Genomic DNA, 15754 nt, shown 5'->3' with positions numbered 1-15754 from the left:
CAAATAGGGGGAGAAAAAGATGGAACACGAAATGACGATCGATGAAGCGACAAAAAGAGCAGAAGAACTTAGAGTGCAGTTAGATCGTTGGTCTCGTGAGTATTATGTGTTGGACCAACCAACAGTGGAAGACTATGTCTATGATAAGACCTATGCTGAGTTAGTGGCGATCGAAGAGCAATATCCAGATTTGATCACCGCAGATTCACCGACACAACGAGTAGGTGGGAAGATTCTTTCCGCATTTGAAAAAGTCACACACGATATTCCATTATATAGTTTAAATGATGTTTTTAATAAGGAAGAATTGTTAGCTTTTGACCAACGTGTTCAAAAAGCAATCGGTCATCCAGTCGATTATTGTTGTGAATTGAAAATCGACGGTCTCTCAGTGTCGTTGCGTTATGAGAATGGGGAGTTTGTTCGTGGTGCCACTCGTGGGGATGGTTCTGTTGGTGAGAATATCACGGAAAACTTGAAAACGGTGCGTTCTGTCCCGATCCAATTAAAAGAACCTATGAGTATTGAAGTGCGTGGCGAATGCTTTATGCCAAAACGTTCATTTGTTAAATTGAATCAAAAAAATGAAGAAGAAGGCAAGACGGTCTTTGCAAATCCTCGGAATGCTGCCGCAGGTTCATTGCGTCAATTAGATTCCAAGATCACAGCGAAAAGAAATCTCGATACGTTCTTATATACCGTCGCAGATTTCGGACCGATGCAAGCCACTACGCAATACGAAGCCTTAGAAGAATTAGATAAGATCGGGTTCCATACGAATCATGAAAAACGTCTTTGTCAGTCGATCGACGAAGTTTGGGCATTCATTGAAGAGTACCACGAAAAAAGAAAAGACTTACCTTATGAGATCGACGGCATCGTGATAAAAGTCAATGATTTTTCATTACAAGACCAACTAGGCTTCACAGTCAAAGCACCTCGTTGGGCGACTGCCTATAAGTTTCCGCCTGAAGAAGTGGAAACAGTGATTGAAGAAATCGAATGGACAGTGGGGCGGACTGGTGTGGTGACACCAACAGCGATCATGACACCGGTTCGTGTGGCTGGAACGACAGTGAGTCGCGCGAGTCTGCATAATGGTGACTATATCCAAATGAAGGATATTCGTTTGAATGATACTGTTCAAATCTATAAGGCAGGAGATATCATTCCAGAAGTCGCTCAAGTTATTTTAGATAAACGACCCGCTGACAGTGAGCCTTACCCAATGCCCGAGCATTGCCCCGTTTGTCACAGTGAGTTAGTCCATTTAGATGAAGAAGTTGCCTTGCGTTGCATCAATCCAAAATGTCCAGCGCAAATGAAAGAAGGCTTGAACCATTTTGTTTCGCGCAATGCGATGAACATCGATGGCTTAGGGCCGAGAGTCTTGGAACAGATGTACGACAAGAAATTGGTGGCGGACGTTGCAGATCTTTACAAACTAACTGAAGAAGAACTATTGACGCTAGACAAGATCAAAGAAAAATCTGCCAACAATATTTTGACTGCAATCGACAACAGTAAAGATAACTCGGTGGAACGGTTGATTTTTGGTTTAGGTATCCGTCACGTTGGGGCGAAAGCAGCGAAGATCTTAGCAGAGCATTTTGGCGATTTAGAAACTTTGAGTCGTAGTGATTTTGAATCGATCATTCAGCTAGATACGATCGGTGACATTATTGCGGACAGTGTCGTGACGTATTTTGACAACGAAGAAGTCCACGAATTGATGGAAGAGCTGAAACAAGCAGGTGTCAATCTTGAATACAAAGGGATTCGTTCGACACAGTTGGAAGAAGTTGAATCACCATTCAAAGATAAGACGATCGTGTTGACGGGTAAATTGACCCGCTTCACGAGAGAAGAAGCGAAAGAAACGATCGAGAACTTAGGTGGCAAAGTCACTGGCAGTGTTTCGAAAAAAACAGATATCGTTGTTGCCGGCGAAGATGCAGGGAGTAAATTGACGAAAGCCCAAGAGTTAGGAATCGATATCTGGACGGAAGATCAAATGGCTGAAGCCTTGGCAGAGAGTCATCCTGTCGGTGAAGAAGATTAAGTTTTTCAGATAAATTTCAAGAAAGAATTTCAGAATGCGATTTTCTTATGTTAAAATAAGAAGCAAAGTTTTCATTTAGAAAGAAGGGGTACTATGGCGATTAGTGAAGAACAAGTAAAACATGTAGCGAAATTAGCCAAATTAAAATTTGCCGATGAAGAGCGCGCGGGTTTTACTGATCAATTAGGAAAAATCATTGACATGGTAGAAATGCTGGAGGAAGTAGATACTGAAGGCGTACCATTTACATCAAACGTCGTTGAAACAGTCAACGTCATGCGACAAGACCGGGCACAACTAGGTTGGAGCAGAGATGAATTATTGAAAAACGTACCGGAAAAAGAAGATGGTTTCATTAAGGTACCAGCAATCATCGATAACGGGGAGGCTGGCGCATAATGACAGAATTATACAATCGTTCATTAGAAGAACTACACGACTTATTGGTTTCAAAAGAAATCACTGCACAAGACCTGGTGAAAGCAACCTTTGATCGTATCAAAGAAACAGAACCTGAGATCGATGCGTTTATCACATTGAATGAAGAAAAAGCTCTAGCGCAAGCTAAAGCCTTGGACGAAAAGGGCATCGACGAAAACAATGTTCTTTCAGGTATTCCAATCGGTATCAAAGACAATATCGTAACGAAAGATCTTTTGACGACAGCAGCATCAAAAATCCTTTACAATTTTGAACCGATCTATGATGCGACAGTCATGGAAAAAGTCTACGAAGCAGATATGATCCCTGTTGGTAAATTGAACATGGATGAATTTGCAATGGGCGGAAGTACCGAAACTTCTTATTTCAAAAAAACCAAGAATGCTTGGGATCAAACAAAGGTTCCTGGAGGATCATCTGGTGGTTCAGCGGCAGCTGTTGCGGCAGGACAGATCCCAGTCTCTTTAGGGAGTGATACTGGTGGTAGTATCCGTCAACCAGCAGCATTCAATGGAATCGTAGGGATGAAGCCAACGTATGGTCGCGTTTCACGTTTCGGCTTGATTGCATTTGCCTCTTCTTTAGACCAAATCGGCCCAATGACTCGTACAGTCAAAGACAATGCATTAGCTTTGACAGCCATCAGTGGCTACGATGAAAAAGATGGTACTTCATCAGGTGTCTCTGTTCCTAACTTTGCAGAAGGTTTGACTGGTGACATCAAAGGCATGAAGATCGCTATACCTAAAGAATATTTAGGTGAAGGTGTCGACGAAGGCGTGAAAGAAGCGATTCTTAAAGCCGCTGAAACTTTCCGTTCTTTAGGCGCTACTGTAGAAGAAGTCAGCTTACCTCATTCAAAATATGGTGTGGCTGTTTACTATATCATTGCTTCATCTGAAGCAAGCTCTAACTTGCAACGTTTTGATGGAATCCGTTATGGTTACCGCTCAGAAGATGTGAAGAACTTAGATGATGTCTATGTCAACTCACGTTCTGAAGGTTTCGGAGAAGAAGTAAAACGTCGTATTATGTTAGGGACTTTCTCATTGAGTGCCGGATATTATGATGCGCATTTCAAAAAAGCAGGACAAGTTCGTACGCTGATCAAGCGTGACTTTGAAAAAGTCTTTGCAGACTATGATTTGATCATTGGGCCATCGTCACCGACTGTGGCATTTGGCCTTGGTGAAAATATCAACGATCCAATCACGATGTACATGAGTGACATCTTGACGATCCCAGTGAACTTGGCAGGACTTCCAGGTATGTCTGTTCCTGCTGGTTTATCTGAAGGACTACCAGTCGGCTTACAGATCATCGGGAATTATTTCGATGAAAAAACGATGTACCAAGCAGCTTATGCGTTTGAGCAAGCAACTGAGTTCCACCGTCAACAACCAGCAATTTTAGGAGGGAAAGCCGAATGAATTTTGAAACAGTCATTGGACTTGAGGTCCACGTTGAATTAAAAACCAACTCAAAAATCTTCTCTCCAGCTCCTGCGCATTTCGGTGCTGAACCAAACAGCAACACCAATGTGATCGACTGGGGATACCCTGGAGTTTTACCAGTAATGAATAAAGCAGCCTTAGAATTTGGGATGCGTGCGGCGTTAGCGTTGAATTGCGAGATTTCAAAAGATACGCATTTTGACCGCAAAAACTATTTCTATCCAGATAATCCAAAAGCGTATCAAATCTCACAATTTGACCAACCAATCGGTCATGATGGTTGGATCGAGATCGAAGTCGAAGGCAAAAAGAAAAAAATCCGTATCGAGCGTGTACATTTAGAAGAAGATGCAGGTAAAAATATGCACGGTATCGGCGGCTATTCTTATGTCGATCTAAACAGACAAGGAACACCGTTGATCGAGATCGTTTCAGAAGCGGATATGCGTTCACCAGAAGAAGCCTATGCTTACTTGGAAGCATTACGTTCAGTGATCCAATTTACTGAAGTCAGTGATGTAAAATTGGAAGAAGGTTCAATGCGTTGTGATGCCAATATTTCTTTACGCCCATATGGTCAAGAAGAATTTGGAACAAAAGCAGAATTGAAAAACTTGAACTCTCTCTCATTTGTCAAAAAAGGGTTAGCATTTGAAGAAAAACGTCAAGCGAAAGTATTGTTATCTGGTGGAGAGATCCAACAAGAAACACGTCGCTTCGATGAAACGACGAACAAAACCATCTTGATGCGTGTCAAAGAAGGGTCAAGTGACTATCGTTACTTCCCAGAACCTGATATCCCAAGATTCGTGATCGATGACGAATGGATCCAACGAGTAAAAGCAAGCTTACCAGAAATGCCAGCTTCTCGCCGTGAACGTTACATCCGCGAATTAGGTTTACCAGAGTATGATGCAAAAGTATTGACACTATCAAAAGAAATGTCTGATTTCTTTGAAGCAACATTAGAAAACGGAGCAGACGCCAAACAAGCATCAAACTGGTTGATGGGCGAAGTTTCTGCTTACTTGAACAGTGAAAAACTAGAGCTAGCTGAAACGAAATTAACACCTGAAAACTTAGCTGGCATGATCCGTTTGATTGCAGATGGCACGATCAGTTCTAAAATTGCGAAGAAAGTTTTCCGTGAGTTGATCATGAATGGCGGAGAAGCACAAAGTGTGGTTGAAGCAAACGGTTGGGTCCAATTATCTGATCCAGCGAAATTATTGCCGATCATCAATGAGATCTTAGATAATAACCAACAATCGATTGAAGATTTCAAAAACGGAAAAGACCGTGCAGTCGGTTTCTTAGTCGGACAAATCATGAAAGCAACAAAAGGACAAGCAAACCCAGGTGTGGTCAACAAATTGCTAAATCAAGAATTAGCGAAACGATAGAGGGATGCTATGAAAAAAGCGCGTGTGATCTATAATCCGGTTTCTGGGAAAGAACTGTTAAAACGTAATCTAGCCGACATCCTCCAAGCATTGGAGGAGTCCGGCTATGAAGCGAGTGCTTTTGCAACGACTCCAGAAGAGGATTCGGCAAAAAATGAAGCACGACGAGCGGCTGAGGCAGGTTTTGATCTCGTGGTTGCAGCGGGAGGCGATGGGACGATCAATGAAGTCGTCAATGGGATCGCCCCACTTGAAGTCAGACCAAAAATGGCGATCATTCCAGCTGGAACAACTAATGACTACGCTCGCGCCTTGAAGATCCCACGAGATAATATCAAGGCAGCAGCTGAAGTCATCAAAAAGAACCAAACAGTCAAAATGGATATCGGTCAATCTGATAATAGCTATTTTATCAATATTGCAGCTGGTGGCTATTTGACAGAACTGACTTACGAAGTGCCTTCTGAATTAAAAAGTATTTTTGGCTATCTTGCTTATTTAGCAAAAGGAGCAGAAATGTTGCCACGCGTCAAACCGATCAAGATGCACTTGAAATACGATGAAGGAGAATATAAAGGAAATGCCTCCATGTTCTTTTTAGGTTTGACGAACTCTGTGGGCGGTTTTGAACAAATTGCCCCAGATGCGAAGTTAGACGATGGGAAATTTTCTTTGATCATCGTCAAGACGGCGAATATTTTCGAGATCCTACACATTGCAGCATTGATGCTCAATGGCGGAAAACACGTAGACGATCCAAGAGTCATCTACACGAAAACAAGTTTCCTTTATGTAGAGACAGAAGACAATGCGAACCGTCCGGTCATGATCAATTTAGATGGTGAATATGGTGGAAACGCACCGATGAACTTCAAAAATCTTCATCAACATATCGAATTTTATGCAAACACCGATCAAATTCCAGATGAGGCAATCACTGGTTCTGAAGAAGAAGAACTAGAAGAAGTCAGCAAAGAATTTGTAAAAGAAGTAGAACGTTTGACGGATGAAGATATCGATGGCGATGGTAAAATCGCAGACGAAGAATAGAACTGAGCAAGATTGGATGACTCTTAGAAGGAAAAAACAAGGATCACTATGATTACTGGCTTTTTCCAATAGACTGAAAAGGGCTGGGAATGAATGGATCTCCCAGCTCTTTCCTTTGTTGATCGAACAAAATTAGAAACCATTCAAGAAGAATAGGAGTAATGAAATGACACAAACAATTAAGAAAAATGAACGGTATACTGTTGATATCATCGATTTAAGTTATGAAGGGTTGGGTGTTGCCAAAATCGACGGTTATCCTTTATTTATTGAAAATGCTTTGCCAGGTGAACAAGTGGAGATCCTCGTTGTAAAAGCAGGAAATAAATTTGGCTACGGTAAAGTGGAAAACTGGTTGACGACCTCACCAGACCGCCAAGACATCACTAGTAACGTTTTATTGCGTACAGGAATCGCTCCTTTAGCCCATTTGAAGTATGATCAACAATTAGCATTTAAACAAAAACAAGTCGAACATGTCCTGACTAAAATCGCAAAAATGCCTGAAGTCCAAGTGCAACCGACGATCGGTATGACAGAACCAACAGGCTATCGTAATAAAGCTCAGATTCCTGTTCGTCGTGTCGACGGCGAATTAGTAACTGGTTTTTACAAGAAAAATAGTCATGACTTAGTGGAGATTGAAGATTTCTTTATCCAAGATCCACAAATCGACCAAGCGATCATCAAGGTAAGAGAAATCTTGCAACGTTTCCAAGTACGCGGCTACAATGAAGAAAAAAATGAAGGTCAAATCCGTCATATCATCGTTCGTCGCGGGCATTATACGCATCAAATGATGGTCGTTCTAGTCACTCGAAAAGAGAAATTTTTCAAATCGAAAGAAATCGCTGAAGCAATCCATGAAGCTTTACCAGAAGTGGTGTCAGTGATCCAAAATATCAATGAAGAAAAAACAAATGTCATTTTAGGTGAAAAAGAGAAAGTCCTTTTTGGTCAATCGTATATCGAAGATCAGTTACTTGGTAAAACGTATCGTATCTCTTCTAAATCCTTTTACCAAGTCAATACAGTACAAACCGAAGTACTGTATCAAAAAGCAATCGAGTTTGCTGAATTGAAAAAAGACGATGTCGTGATCGATGCGTATTCAGGAATTGGAACGATCGGATTATCTTTAGCAGATCAAGTAGCAAGCGTTTATGGGATGGAAATCGTTCCAGCAGCGATCGAAGATGCCCAGTTCAACGCATTGACAAACAAAATCGAAAATGCCCATTATGAAGTGGGCAAAGCAGAAGCAGTTATGAAGAAATGGCAAGACAAAGGGATCAAACCAACCGTTTTAGTTGTCGATCCTCCAAGAAAAGGGTTAGATACTCGTTTCATTGATTCAGCAATCGACATGGCGCCTGAACGAATCGTTTATATCTCATGCAATCCAGCAACGTTTGCCAGAGATGTGAAGTTATTTGCGGAAGACGACTATAAGTTAGAAAAAGTCCAACCAGTTGATTTATTCCCACAAACACATCACGTGGAATGTGTCGGATTACTACGCAAAGGTTAATTCTTAATGTAAGACGTTTCTTTCAATGGAAACGTCTTTTTCTTATCCCTTCAAAGTTTAGAGAGTAAAATAATTGATAAACTCTGATGTTACAAAATAACATGTATCTTTTAAATTTATTCCTATAAAATAGATAGTGAATAATAAAATACAAAATTGACATTCAAAAATGTATGATAAAAAATATCATTAATAAACCGCTGATTTACAAGCAAGTAACACAAACAGTTAATGTTAAAAGAGTCTTTACATGTGGAACGTTTGATTTTGAAGACTATAAAAAGATCTTTAAAAGCCTTTGGGGGCCGATCCTGAATCGGTTTGCAGGGCCAAAGGTTGTGAAATAATAGCGTATTGATTCTTCACATATATGCACGGTTGTAACAACTAAAAATAAACGAACTTTCGAATGGATAGGTAGTGAACTTTTATTTATTCTGATCGATGGCTATCTTAAAACTTCCAATTGTCTTTAGTGATTCGAGATACTTCTCTCAATGACTGATTGAATAATAGCGATTCTTTACATCGTTTTCGTAAAGGAAACATAAATTAGGCATTGATAAAAAGCGTTAAAAATATACAGTAAGTCAATCGCTGTGTATTGTTAACGCTTTTTATGTGTGCTTTACTAATGTCTCCATAATAAGTGAAGGAGTGAATAGAAAGCTTGTTTTTTACTATACACTTTTAAATAACATTTTATATTAGAATTTTTACATATTTTTGACTGGATATTCACTTGATGTTTACTGGAAATTGACAAATGATTATTATAATAGATTTGTAACAGAGAAAAATAAACAGCTAAGAGGTGTAAGATGACGTATTTGTTAAAGATGACAAACAAGAAATGGATGATGGTAGCTTTACTTTTTACGATAGGAATCAGCACACTGACTTTTTTTTCTGAAGATGTCGCTTCTGCTTCATCAGAATCAATGGTAGATACAGAAGTGAAATTTTTACTTGAGCCTACGCTCGTTTTAGATGAGGATGGTCAATTATCTTCTTCTTTTTTAGAAACACTTGATTTAACTGTCAATCGCCAACGTCGAATCGATATGCAATTCATGGATACATTGGAGCAAGATTTCAATGATCAAGGGTGGATTCATCGAATCAGACAACGAAACTGGCAAAATAATTGGCAATTAACCTATAGAAAAAGATTTCCGCTTGCTTGGCCGGTAACGGAAGGAAGTATCCAAGCAGCTTTAAAAACAGCGGAAAATGAAGGATTTACAGAAGAGGACTGGGAATTTGAGATCGATTGGAGCTATGATTCAGCAGTTCTAAGTACATCTTCAACAAAAACGGTCGATTTACCTCTTGGTGTACGTCCAGGGGATTTGCCTGATACATCCCTTGCACGACGTTTGTTGATCGATAACCAACCTGCTTTAGTGCCGGTTATTGATTACAATCAGTTGATCAATCAAACATTGATCCATGGGCCTGTTTATTTTGATCGTTATGAGTTCTCTGTACCAGAGCTTGGCGGAAGCAATGCATTAAGAATCGAAGTTTTACCGATCAAAACAGAAGATGGTCAAGGAATTGAATATATTGTAGAAGCTTCTTTCGTTGGAGAAAATCAAGAACTAGCAGCAACAGAAAAACAACGCGATTACTTGTTCGCTCGTCTTTCGACTATGGATGATCTAGTTGTACCAAAGAGTGGTTTAAGGACGTCAACGATCTTACAAAGATATAAACATACACAAAATGTCTGAAACATCGCACATTTAGGGGGAGCAAGAGTGAGGATCACCATAAAAAATTTGAAAAAATCATTTGGTCCAACGGTTGTCACAAATATGGATGAGTTGACCTTTGAAACAGGTAAAATCACTACGATGTTGGGGCCTTCTGGTAGTGGTAAAACGACTCTTCTGCGGATGATCGCAGGTTTAGAAACTCCGGATTCCGGAGAAATCTGGTTCGATGAACAGTGTGTTTTTTCATCAGAAAAAAAAATCAACCTTTCGCCAGATAAACGAGAGTTAGGTTTTGTGTTCCAAGATTTTGCACTATGGCCTCACTTGACAGTATTTGAAAATGTCGCTTTCGGACTACGAGCGCGCAAACAAAAAGACCAGTTAAAAGATCGAGTGATGCAGGCGATAGAGACGGTTCAATTGAGCGGGTTTGAATCAAGATATCCACATCAATTATCTGGTGGTCAGCAACAGCGTGTGGCGTTTGCCCGAGCGATCGTAGTTGAACCGAATTGTTTACTATTTGATGAACCGATGTCTGCTTTGGATGCGGTACTTCGTAATGAGATGCGGATCGAATTGCGAAATTTGGTAAATCAAATCGGTATCACGGCGATTTTCGTCACCCATGACCAAGTGGATGCGATGAGCATGAGTGATGATGTGATCGTGTTGAATGAAGCGGTGTTGCAACAAAAAGGAACACCAGAAGAAATCTATCATTTTCCGGAAAATGAATTCGTCGCGCGATTTATCGGCCGTTCTAATTGGCTTGATACGAACCGAATGTTTCGACCTGAGTCAGTCAGCTTAATTCCTGATCCGTTGGCTGAAAAGTATCAGGTCGATGTGATCTCAAGTCAGTTTATCGGTCAGGGATATGAACTCTGTTTAGAAAAGGATCAACAACGCTGGTATGTCGTTTCAAGTCATAAACCGCAATCAACAAGTATAGCTATTTACGTAAAGAAAGAGCATATTTTACAAATACTATAGAAGAATGAGGGAAGAAAACGATGAAAAAATGGTTAGTCGCAGGTGTAGGTATCTTATCGATCATGTTAGCTGGATGTGGTTCAGCAAGTGGTGATACGTCAGAAAATGATTCCAATGCTTCATCAACGAGTGGCACACAAGAGAAAACGGAAGCAACGGATCTGTCGGGTGAAGTGTATGTCTACTTGCCAAGTCCAGCAAATCTTGGCGATCAGCTGGCAGCGGACTTTGAAGAGCAAACAGGAGTTAGAGTCAATGTCTTTCAAGGAACGACTGGGGAAATCTTAGCTCGTCTCGAAGCGGAATCGGCGAATCCGGTAGCAGATGTCATCATGCTCGCTTCATGGAGTGATGGTCTTGGTTTGAAAGCTGATGATGCGTTGATGTCTTACACGCCAGAAGGTGCAGATAACCTTCATGAAGGTTGGGCGGATGAAGACAATATGCTCTTTGGTGCAAGTGGCTCAGCGGTCGGTGTCATTTATAACACGACGTTATTCCCGGAGTTGGATGCAGACTGGGATGAACTAGCTTCTGAAAAGTATCAAGATGAATTAGCCTTTCCCGATCCTGAAAGATCTGGCTCTGCTAAAGATTTCTTAGCAGGTTTTATCAATAATAAAGGAGAAGAAGCTGGTTGGCAGACTTGGAAGGACTTAGCCGCGAATGGAATGACGATACCAGGTGCCAATGCAGCAGCGCTTGAAGAAGTAACTACTGGTGCAAAAGGCATCCTTGTTGGTGGTGTGGATTGGAATGCTTATGATTCGATCAGTAAAGGAGAAGCTTTAGAAATCTACTATCCTGAAGGTGGAACGATCGTTAATCCACGTCCAGCAATGATCCTCAATTCAAGTCGAAATGTAGACAATGCCAAAGCTTTTATGGATTATCTATTATCTGATCGTGCGCAACAGCTGATCAGCGAAGCCTACTTGATTCCTGGCCGAAGTGATATCACGAGTACGCAACGTGAAAACTTAGCCGATATCAATACACTTGATGTGGATTGGGATTGGATGATGGAACATTCTTCTGATATCACAAGCGAGTTCTTGTCACTTGTGGAGTCTGCGCAATGAAAATAAATGCTAAAAAATGGACATATGGGGCGGTCGCTCCCATATGTCTTCTCTTATTCATCTTGACGGGAATTCCTATCGGTGTCATTTTCTATCGCGCCTTACTTTATGAGGGGACACTTGACGTAGGACAAACGATCCAGACTATCATGAATCCGGATAATTTACAGACGATCACAAATACGTTGTTATTAGGCATTGCGGTCGTGATTTGTTCGACTGTGCTTGCTTTGCCCCTTGCTTTTTTGACAGTTAGGACAAAAATCGCCGAGAAAAAATGGTTAGATATCGTCTTGCTGATTCCATTTATGACGCCACCTTATATCGCATCGATGGGCTGGATCTTATTTACGCAACGACGGGGTCTCTTTCAGCAAATGTTTCCTTTTACCGGTGATTTTTCCGAAAACTTTTTTTCATTCTGGGGAATCGTTCTAACGATGAGTTTTCATCTTTTTCCTTTTATATTGACGATTTTAAAAAATGCGTTATTGAATATTGGGGCTAGCTTGGACGAGAGTGCGGTGATCTTTGGTGGTGGCTTTTTTTATCGGTTACGCCGGGTCACGTTACCCTTGATCACTGGGAACTACGCTATCGGAGCCTTACTAGTCTTTGTAAAAGCTGTTTCGGAGTATGGCACACCAGCAACGATTGGTCAACGTATCGGTTTTTCTGTCTTTGTCACCGCGATTCATCATAACGCGACGATTGCTCCAATCAATTTCAATGCAGCCGCCAGTCTGTCAAGTTTACTGATATTCATCTGTTTTTGTATTTGGTTCTTACAAAATTATGTAACGGCAAAGAAATCTTATAAATTAGTTGGTGGAAAAGGCACGAAACGTGTGGAAAAAAAACTATCCGCGCATCAAAAAATCGCCGCTTGGGGCTATATCATTGCGCTATTAGTTGTCGCAATCGGTATTCCTTATTTTTCAGTCGTGATGACCTCATTGATTCGTTTAAGAGGTCAAGGCATGGTTAGTGGAAACTTTACACTTGCTCACTATAGCCAACTCTTGACTGAGAATCCTCGCGCGGTACAAGCATTCAGGAATAGTTTGTTTTTGGCATTTTTTTCTGCAACGATTGCAGCAGTTTTAGGTACCGCCTGTGCCTCGATCATTTACTTTAGCCAAACCAAATTTCGCAAGGTATTACACGTGATGAGTTTGTTACCAGATATGTTGCCAAGTATCGTTTTTAGTATTGGTATCATGATTTTTTGGAATAGTATTTTCCATATCATTCCGTTGTACAACCATATCGGGATCATGCTATTAGCTTATGTCACACTTTTTCTTCCTTTTTCAGTACAGTACGTAACTTCTTCCTATACACAGATTGCTGATTCATTGATTTGGGCAGGAAGTGTATTTGGCGGTACACCTTTCTATGTTTTTAGACGAATCATTTTTCCTTTACTTTTGCGTGGGATCTTTGTTGGCTGGATGATGACCTTCATCATATCGTTTCGTGAATTAGTCACAGCCAGTATTTTATCTCCGCCAAATACATTGGTGGTTTCCACTTTCATCATGCGGGAGTTTGAACAAGGAAGTGTTTCAGTAGGTATGGCGATGGCTGTCTTGACGGTTCTGTTTACAACAGGTACATTGATCATCATCAATTCATTTTTAAGACGGGAGGAATCATAGGTGAAAGCATTGATTGTTAGTGACAGCCATGGGGCGATAGAAGAGCTGCAATCACTTCGACGAAAATATGAAGGAACTGTCGATGTCATGCTTCATTGTGGCGATTCTGAATTACCAGAAGATCATCCAGCATTAGCTGGATTTCAAGTAGTGAATGGCAATCGTGATCTGTATGGTTCATCATTTCAAGAAGAATATCTAAATGAGATCAAGGGAACAACGATCTATATGGTCCATGGACATTGGCATGGAATCAAATATTCGTTTGAACAAGTGGCAAAACGAGCAAAAGAGCTGAATGCTCAGATCGCTTGTTTCGGTCATTCCCATGTCCGAGAAGCAGCAATGGTTGACGGAGTACTCTGTATCAATCCAGGCAGTTTCCGTTTCCCTAAGCGCTATCCTGAAAAAAGCTATGTGATCTTAACGTGTGAGGAACAAAAAGATATTGTACATTTTTATAATGAAAAGCATAAAGAAATCGATAAGTTTGAAATTTTCAAGTAAAAATGTGTTACAATAGCGAAGTGTTTATCACGATAGCGAAAAAGTGAATAGAGTAAATGAGGGATACAGATGAATTCAAAAGAAAAAATGCTTGAGTTAATCAAGAAAAAGCAAGGTGGCGGCCGAGTGGAAAAAATGGCAGAGCCTAAGAATGATCGTCGCAATATGCGTAAAGGACCAAAAATTTATAACAAGTAATCGCTTTTCATAAAAAGCGATGTGTCCAATAGTTGGAGCCACATGGTCAGCCCATAAGCGCCAAAAGCCGAAAGTAGCTTTTGACGCTTATTTTTTTGCTGAATCGTGTACATTTGATCGTGACTTTCCGTTAGCTTGATCAAAAGAATGAATGATGGAGAGCACGTTCGATCAATTGTTTTTTTAAATGCAACCATTCTTCCTTTGTCGGCACTTGAGCGATTTGGATCAACTCACATGATAATGTGCTCTCCAACTCATAATTACTGACGACAAGAGAGGCGTGTAATTCGTTTATTTTTAGTTGCGTAACGGGTTGGTCGATAAGAAAAAGGGCGTTGTACTGTTGCGGTAGCCATTTTTTGATCATCGTGATCAAAAAATTGTCATAGCCAGCATCCCCGTGAAAAGCAAAAATGATTGGTTGTTTCTTTATTTTTTTCGGGTACTGAGTAGAAAATTGGATCATACTTAAAGACAATGAAACTTCTCTTGTATGAGTCAGTGGAACGAGTTCTTGCCAATCCCGCTGAATCAAGCGGTTTTCCCATGAAAGGTGAAGGTTTTGAAAACGTTGATCGACCAAATGATCGATGGATAGAGAGTGCTTCTCAAATTGATCTGTGAGGACTCTTAATAAGTGGAGGTTGGCTAAATAAGCGCTCATCTGCTCGATGCCCTCGTTGTTTGTACCATCAATCAATGGTTCTTCTGATAGCCTTTGCTTGATCAAGTTTTTCATGTTTGTTTCTTCTTGATAGTGCGTTGCTGTGTGTGCTATTGATTCGTGCCACTTTGGTGAACTGTAGGAAATACAATGGATAACAATCAAATAGACCCATGCAAGTTCATTTGTAGAAAGCTGCTGAATACCAAGAGTCTTTTTTAAAAAGGGCATGATTTTTTTCTCAAATCTTTTGAAGCTTTTTCTAGACTGAATGGTAGTCAATGTTTCTTGAGGGATCTCGCCCTTTTTACGGCGCAACCAGCGTTCTTTTAAGATGGACAACCAGAGCATCGCACGAAAATTACTAATATGTAAGTGAGATTCAAATGCTTGCTGCAATTCAGCAAACATGACTTTATGTGTTTCTGGAGAGAACAAATATGTATGATCCGTAACAATGCTTCGGCGAAAGCACATATAGAAATTAAAAAAGAATAATCGAATATCATTTTCTTTACCGAGCAGATCCCCGTTTTTAGGTGAGAATTGGATTCGGTGATTGATTAATTCAAGATTCATATGGCGGATGATTTTTCGTAAGGCAGAACTTGATAGATGATACTCTAAACGCATGGCTTCAAACGATTGATGAAAGCCACGAAGGCTGCGGTCAATCAGCTTATAAGTGATCGTTTCTCTCGCAAGAAGTAGAAGAAATGTATCCAATGTTTCTCCATCAGGAATCTTTAATTGGTAACCGATCATTTTGATTGAAAGTAATTGAATCGTCGGTGGTAGCTTCGCACGTAACGCTTGAATATCTGTACGGAGAGTAGGGGGCGTACAGCCTATTTCTTGAACTAACTCTGTTATTGAAATAATCTCATTTCTTTTTCTCAAATAAGTAAGAATCTTGATCTGGCGATGCAATTGTTTATTTTCATGTAATTTGAAAAAAGTTTCCATTCGCTGCTCCTCTCG

The 15754-nt window shown here is 40.4% G+C and carries 13 protein-coding genes; 12 read left to right on the top strand and 1 reads right to left on the bottom strand.

All coding sequences use genetic code 11. The features are described from left to right. Nucleotides 1-19 precede the first annotated feature (19 nt). The 12 genes from ligA (at nt 20) to IGL24_RS08260 (ending at nt 14106) form a co-directional block, all read left to right on the top strand. Nucleotides 20-2062: an NAD-dependent DNA ligase LigA gene (gene ligA, locus IGL24_RS08315; RefSeq protein WP_207700107.1), complete on the top strand. Its 2043-nt coding sequence runs from the start codon at nt 20-22 to the stop codon at nt 2060-2062. A gap of 93 nt (nt 2063-2155) precedes the next feature. Then, the gene (gene gatC / locus IGL24_RS08310) at nt 2156-2461 is read left to right on the top strand and encodes an Asp-tRNA(Asn)/Glu-tRNA(Gln) amidotransferase subunit GatC (RefSeq protein ID WP_010735262.1); all 306 of its coding nucleotides are present in this window, start codon (nt 2156-2158) and stop codon (nt 2459-2461) included. Beyond that, complete coding sequence (gene gatA / locus IGL24_RS08305) at nt 2461-3933, top strand: Asp-tRNA(Asn)/Glu-tRNA(Gln) amidotransferase subunit GatA (RefSeq protein ID WP_206856072.1); 1473 nt, start codon at nt 2461-2463, stop codon at nt 3931-3933. Before gatC ends, gatA begins: the two co-directional genes overlap by 1 nt. Continuing rightward, the gene (gene gatB, locus IGL24_RS08300; protein WP_206856073.1) at nt 3930-5360 is read left to right on the top strand and encodes an Asp-tRNA(Asn)/Glu-tRNA(Gln) amidotransferase subunit GatB; all 1431 of its coding nucleotides are present in this window, start codon (nt 3930-3932) and stop codon (nt 5358-5360) included. Before gatA ends, gatB begins: the two co-directional genes overlap by 4 nt. Before the next feature lie 9 nt (nt 5361-5369). Continuing rightward, nucleotides 5370-6410, top strand: coding sequence for a diacylglycerol kinase (locus IGL24_RS08295; RefSeq protein ID WP_206856076.1), 1041 nt, complete (start codon nt 5370-5372; stop codon nt 6408-6410). A gap of 166 nt (nt 6411-6576) precedes the next feature. Continuing rightward, entirely contained in the window at nt 6577-7941 is a 1365-nt protein-coding gene (rlmD, locus tag IGL24_RS08290; RefSeq protein ID WP_207700108.1) for a 23S rRNA (uracil(1939)-C(5))-methyltransferase RlmD, read from the top strand. Nucleotides 7942-8762: 821 nt separating this feature from the next. Beyond that, nucleotides 8763-9677 carry a hypothetical protein gene (locus tag IGL24_RS08285; RefSeq protein WP_207699849.1) on the top strand — a complete coding sequence of 305 codons (915 nt, stop codon included), beginning with the start codon at nt 8763-8765 and terminating at the stop codon, nt 9675-9677. Nucleotides 9678-9704: 27 nt separating this feature from the next. Then, nucleotides 9705-10658, top strand: a complete 954-nt coding sequence (locus tag IGL24_RS08280; RefSeq protein WP_207699850.1) for an ATP-binding cassette domain-containing protein — start codon at nt 9705-9707, stop codon at nt 10656-10658. 20 nt (nt 10659-10678) lie between these two features. After that, nucleotides 10679-11740, top strand: a complete 1062-nt coding sequence (locus IGL24_RS08275) for an extracellular solute-binding protein (protein ID WP_207699851.1) — start codon at nt 10679-10681, stop codon at nt 11738-11740. Beyond that, entirely contained in the window at nt 11737-13401 is a 1665-nt protein-coding gene (locus IGL24_RS08270; protein ID WP_207699852.1) for an ABC transporter permease, read from the top strand. Before IGL24_RS08275 ends, IGL24_RS08270 begins: the two co-directional genes overlap by 4 nt. Then, nucleotides 13402-13908: a YfcE family phosphodiesterase gene (locus IGL24_RS08265; protein WP_207699853.1), complete on the top strand. Its 507-nt coding sequence runs from the start codon at nt 13402-13404 to the stop codon at nt 13906-13908. It abuts the gene before it with no gap. Nucleotides 13909-13977: 69 nt separating this feature from the next. Further along, a complete protein-coding gene (locus IGL24_RS08260) occupies nt 13978-14106 on the top strand; it encodes a hypothetical protein (RefSeq protein ID WP_277989376.1) in 129 nt (42 codons plus the stop codon). Between the two features lie 139 nt (nt 14107-14245). Here the strand turns inward: IGL24_RS08260 and IGL24_RS08255 are convergent, their stop codons facing one another. Continuing rightward, entirely contained in the window at nt 14246-15739 is a 1494-nt protein-coding gene (locus IGL24_RS08255) for a helix-turn-helix domain-containing protein (RefSeq protein WP_207699854.1), read from the bottom strand. Between the last annotated feature and the right edge of the window lie 15 nt (nt 15740-15754).

The sequence above is a fragment of the Enterococcus sp. DIV2371 genome (genome assembly GCF_050498525.1).
GTDB classification, from domain to species: Bacteria; Bacillota; Bacilli; order Lactobacillales; family Enterococcaceae; genus Enterococcus_B; species Enterococcus_B mangumiae.
The sequence above is the reverse complement of the archived record's forward strand: the minus strand, read 5'-3'. Positions and strand labels throughout refer to the sequence as shown.

Coding starts and splice junctions, on each gene's coding strand:
- ligA (WP_207700107.1), top strand. CDS start 20: ATGGAACACGAAATGACGATCGATGAAGCGACAAAAAGAGCAGAAGAA.
- gatC (WP_010735262.1), top strand. CDS start 2,156: ATGGCGATTAGTGAAGAACAAGTAAAACATGTAGCGAAATTAGCCAAA.
- gatA (WP_206856072.1), top strand. CDS start 2,461: ATGACAGAATTATACAATCGTTCATTAGAAGAACTACACGACTTATTG.
- gatB (WP_206856073.1), top strand. CDS start 3,930: ATGAATTTTGAAACAGTCATTGGACTTGAGGTCCACGTTGAATTAAAA.
- IGL24_RS08295 (WP_206856076.1), top strand. CDS start 5,370: ATGAAAAAAGCGCGTGTGATCTATAATCCGGTTTCTGGGAAAGAACTG.
- rlmD (WP_207700108.1), top strand. CDS start 6,577: ATGACACAAACAATTAAGAAAAATGAACGGTATACTGTTGATATCATC.
- IGL24_RS08285 (WP_207699849.1), top strand. CDS start 8,763: ATGACGTATTTGTTAAAGATGACAAACAAGAAATGGATGATGGTAGCT.
- IGL24_RS08275 (WP_207699851.1), top strand. CDS start 10,679: ATGAAAAAATGGTTAGTCGCAGGTGTAGGTATCTTATCGATCATGTTA.
- IGL24_RS08270 (WP_207699852.1), top strand. CDS start 11,737: ATGAAAATAAATGCTAAAAAATGGACATATGGGGCGGTCGCTCCCATA.
- IGL24_RS08260 (WP_277989376.1), top strand. CDS start 13,978: ATGAATTCAAAAGAAAAAATGCTTGAGTTAATCAAGAAAAAGCAAGGT.
- IGL24_RS08255 (WP_207699854.1), bottom strand. CDS start 15,739: ATGGAAACTTTTTTCAAATTACATGAAAATAAACAATTGCATCGCCAG.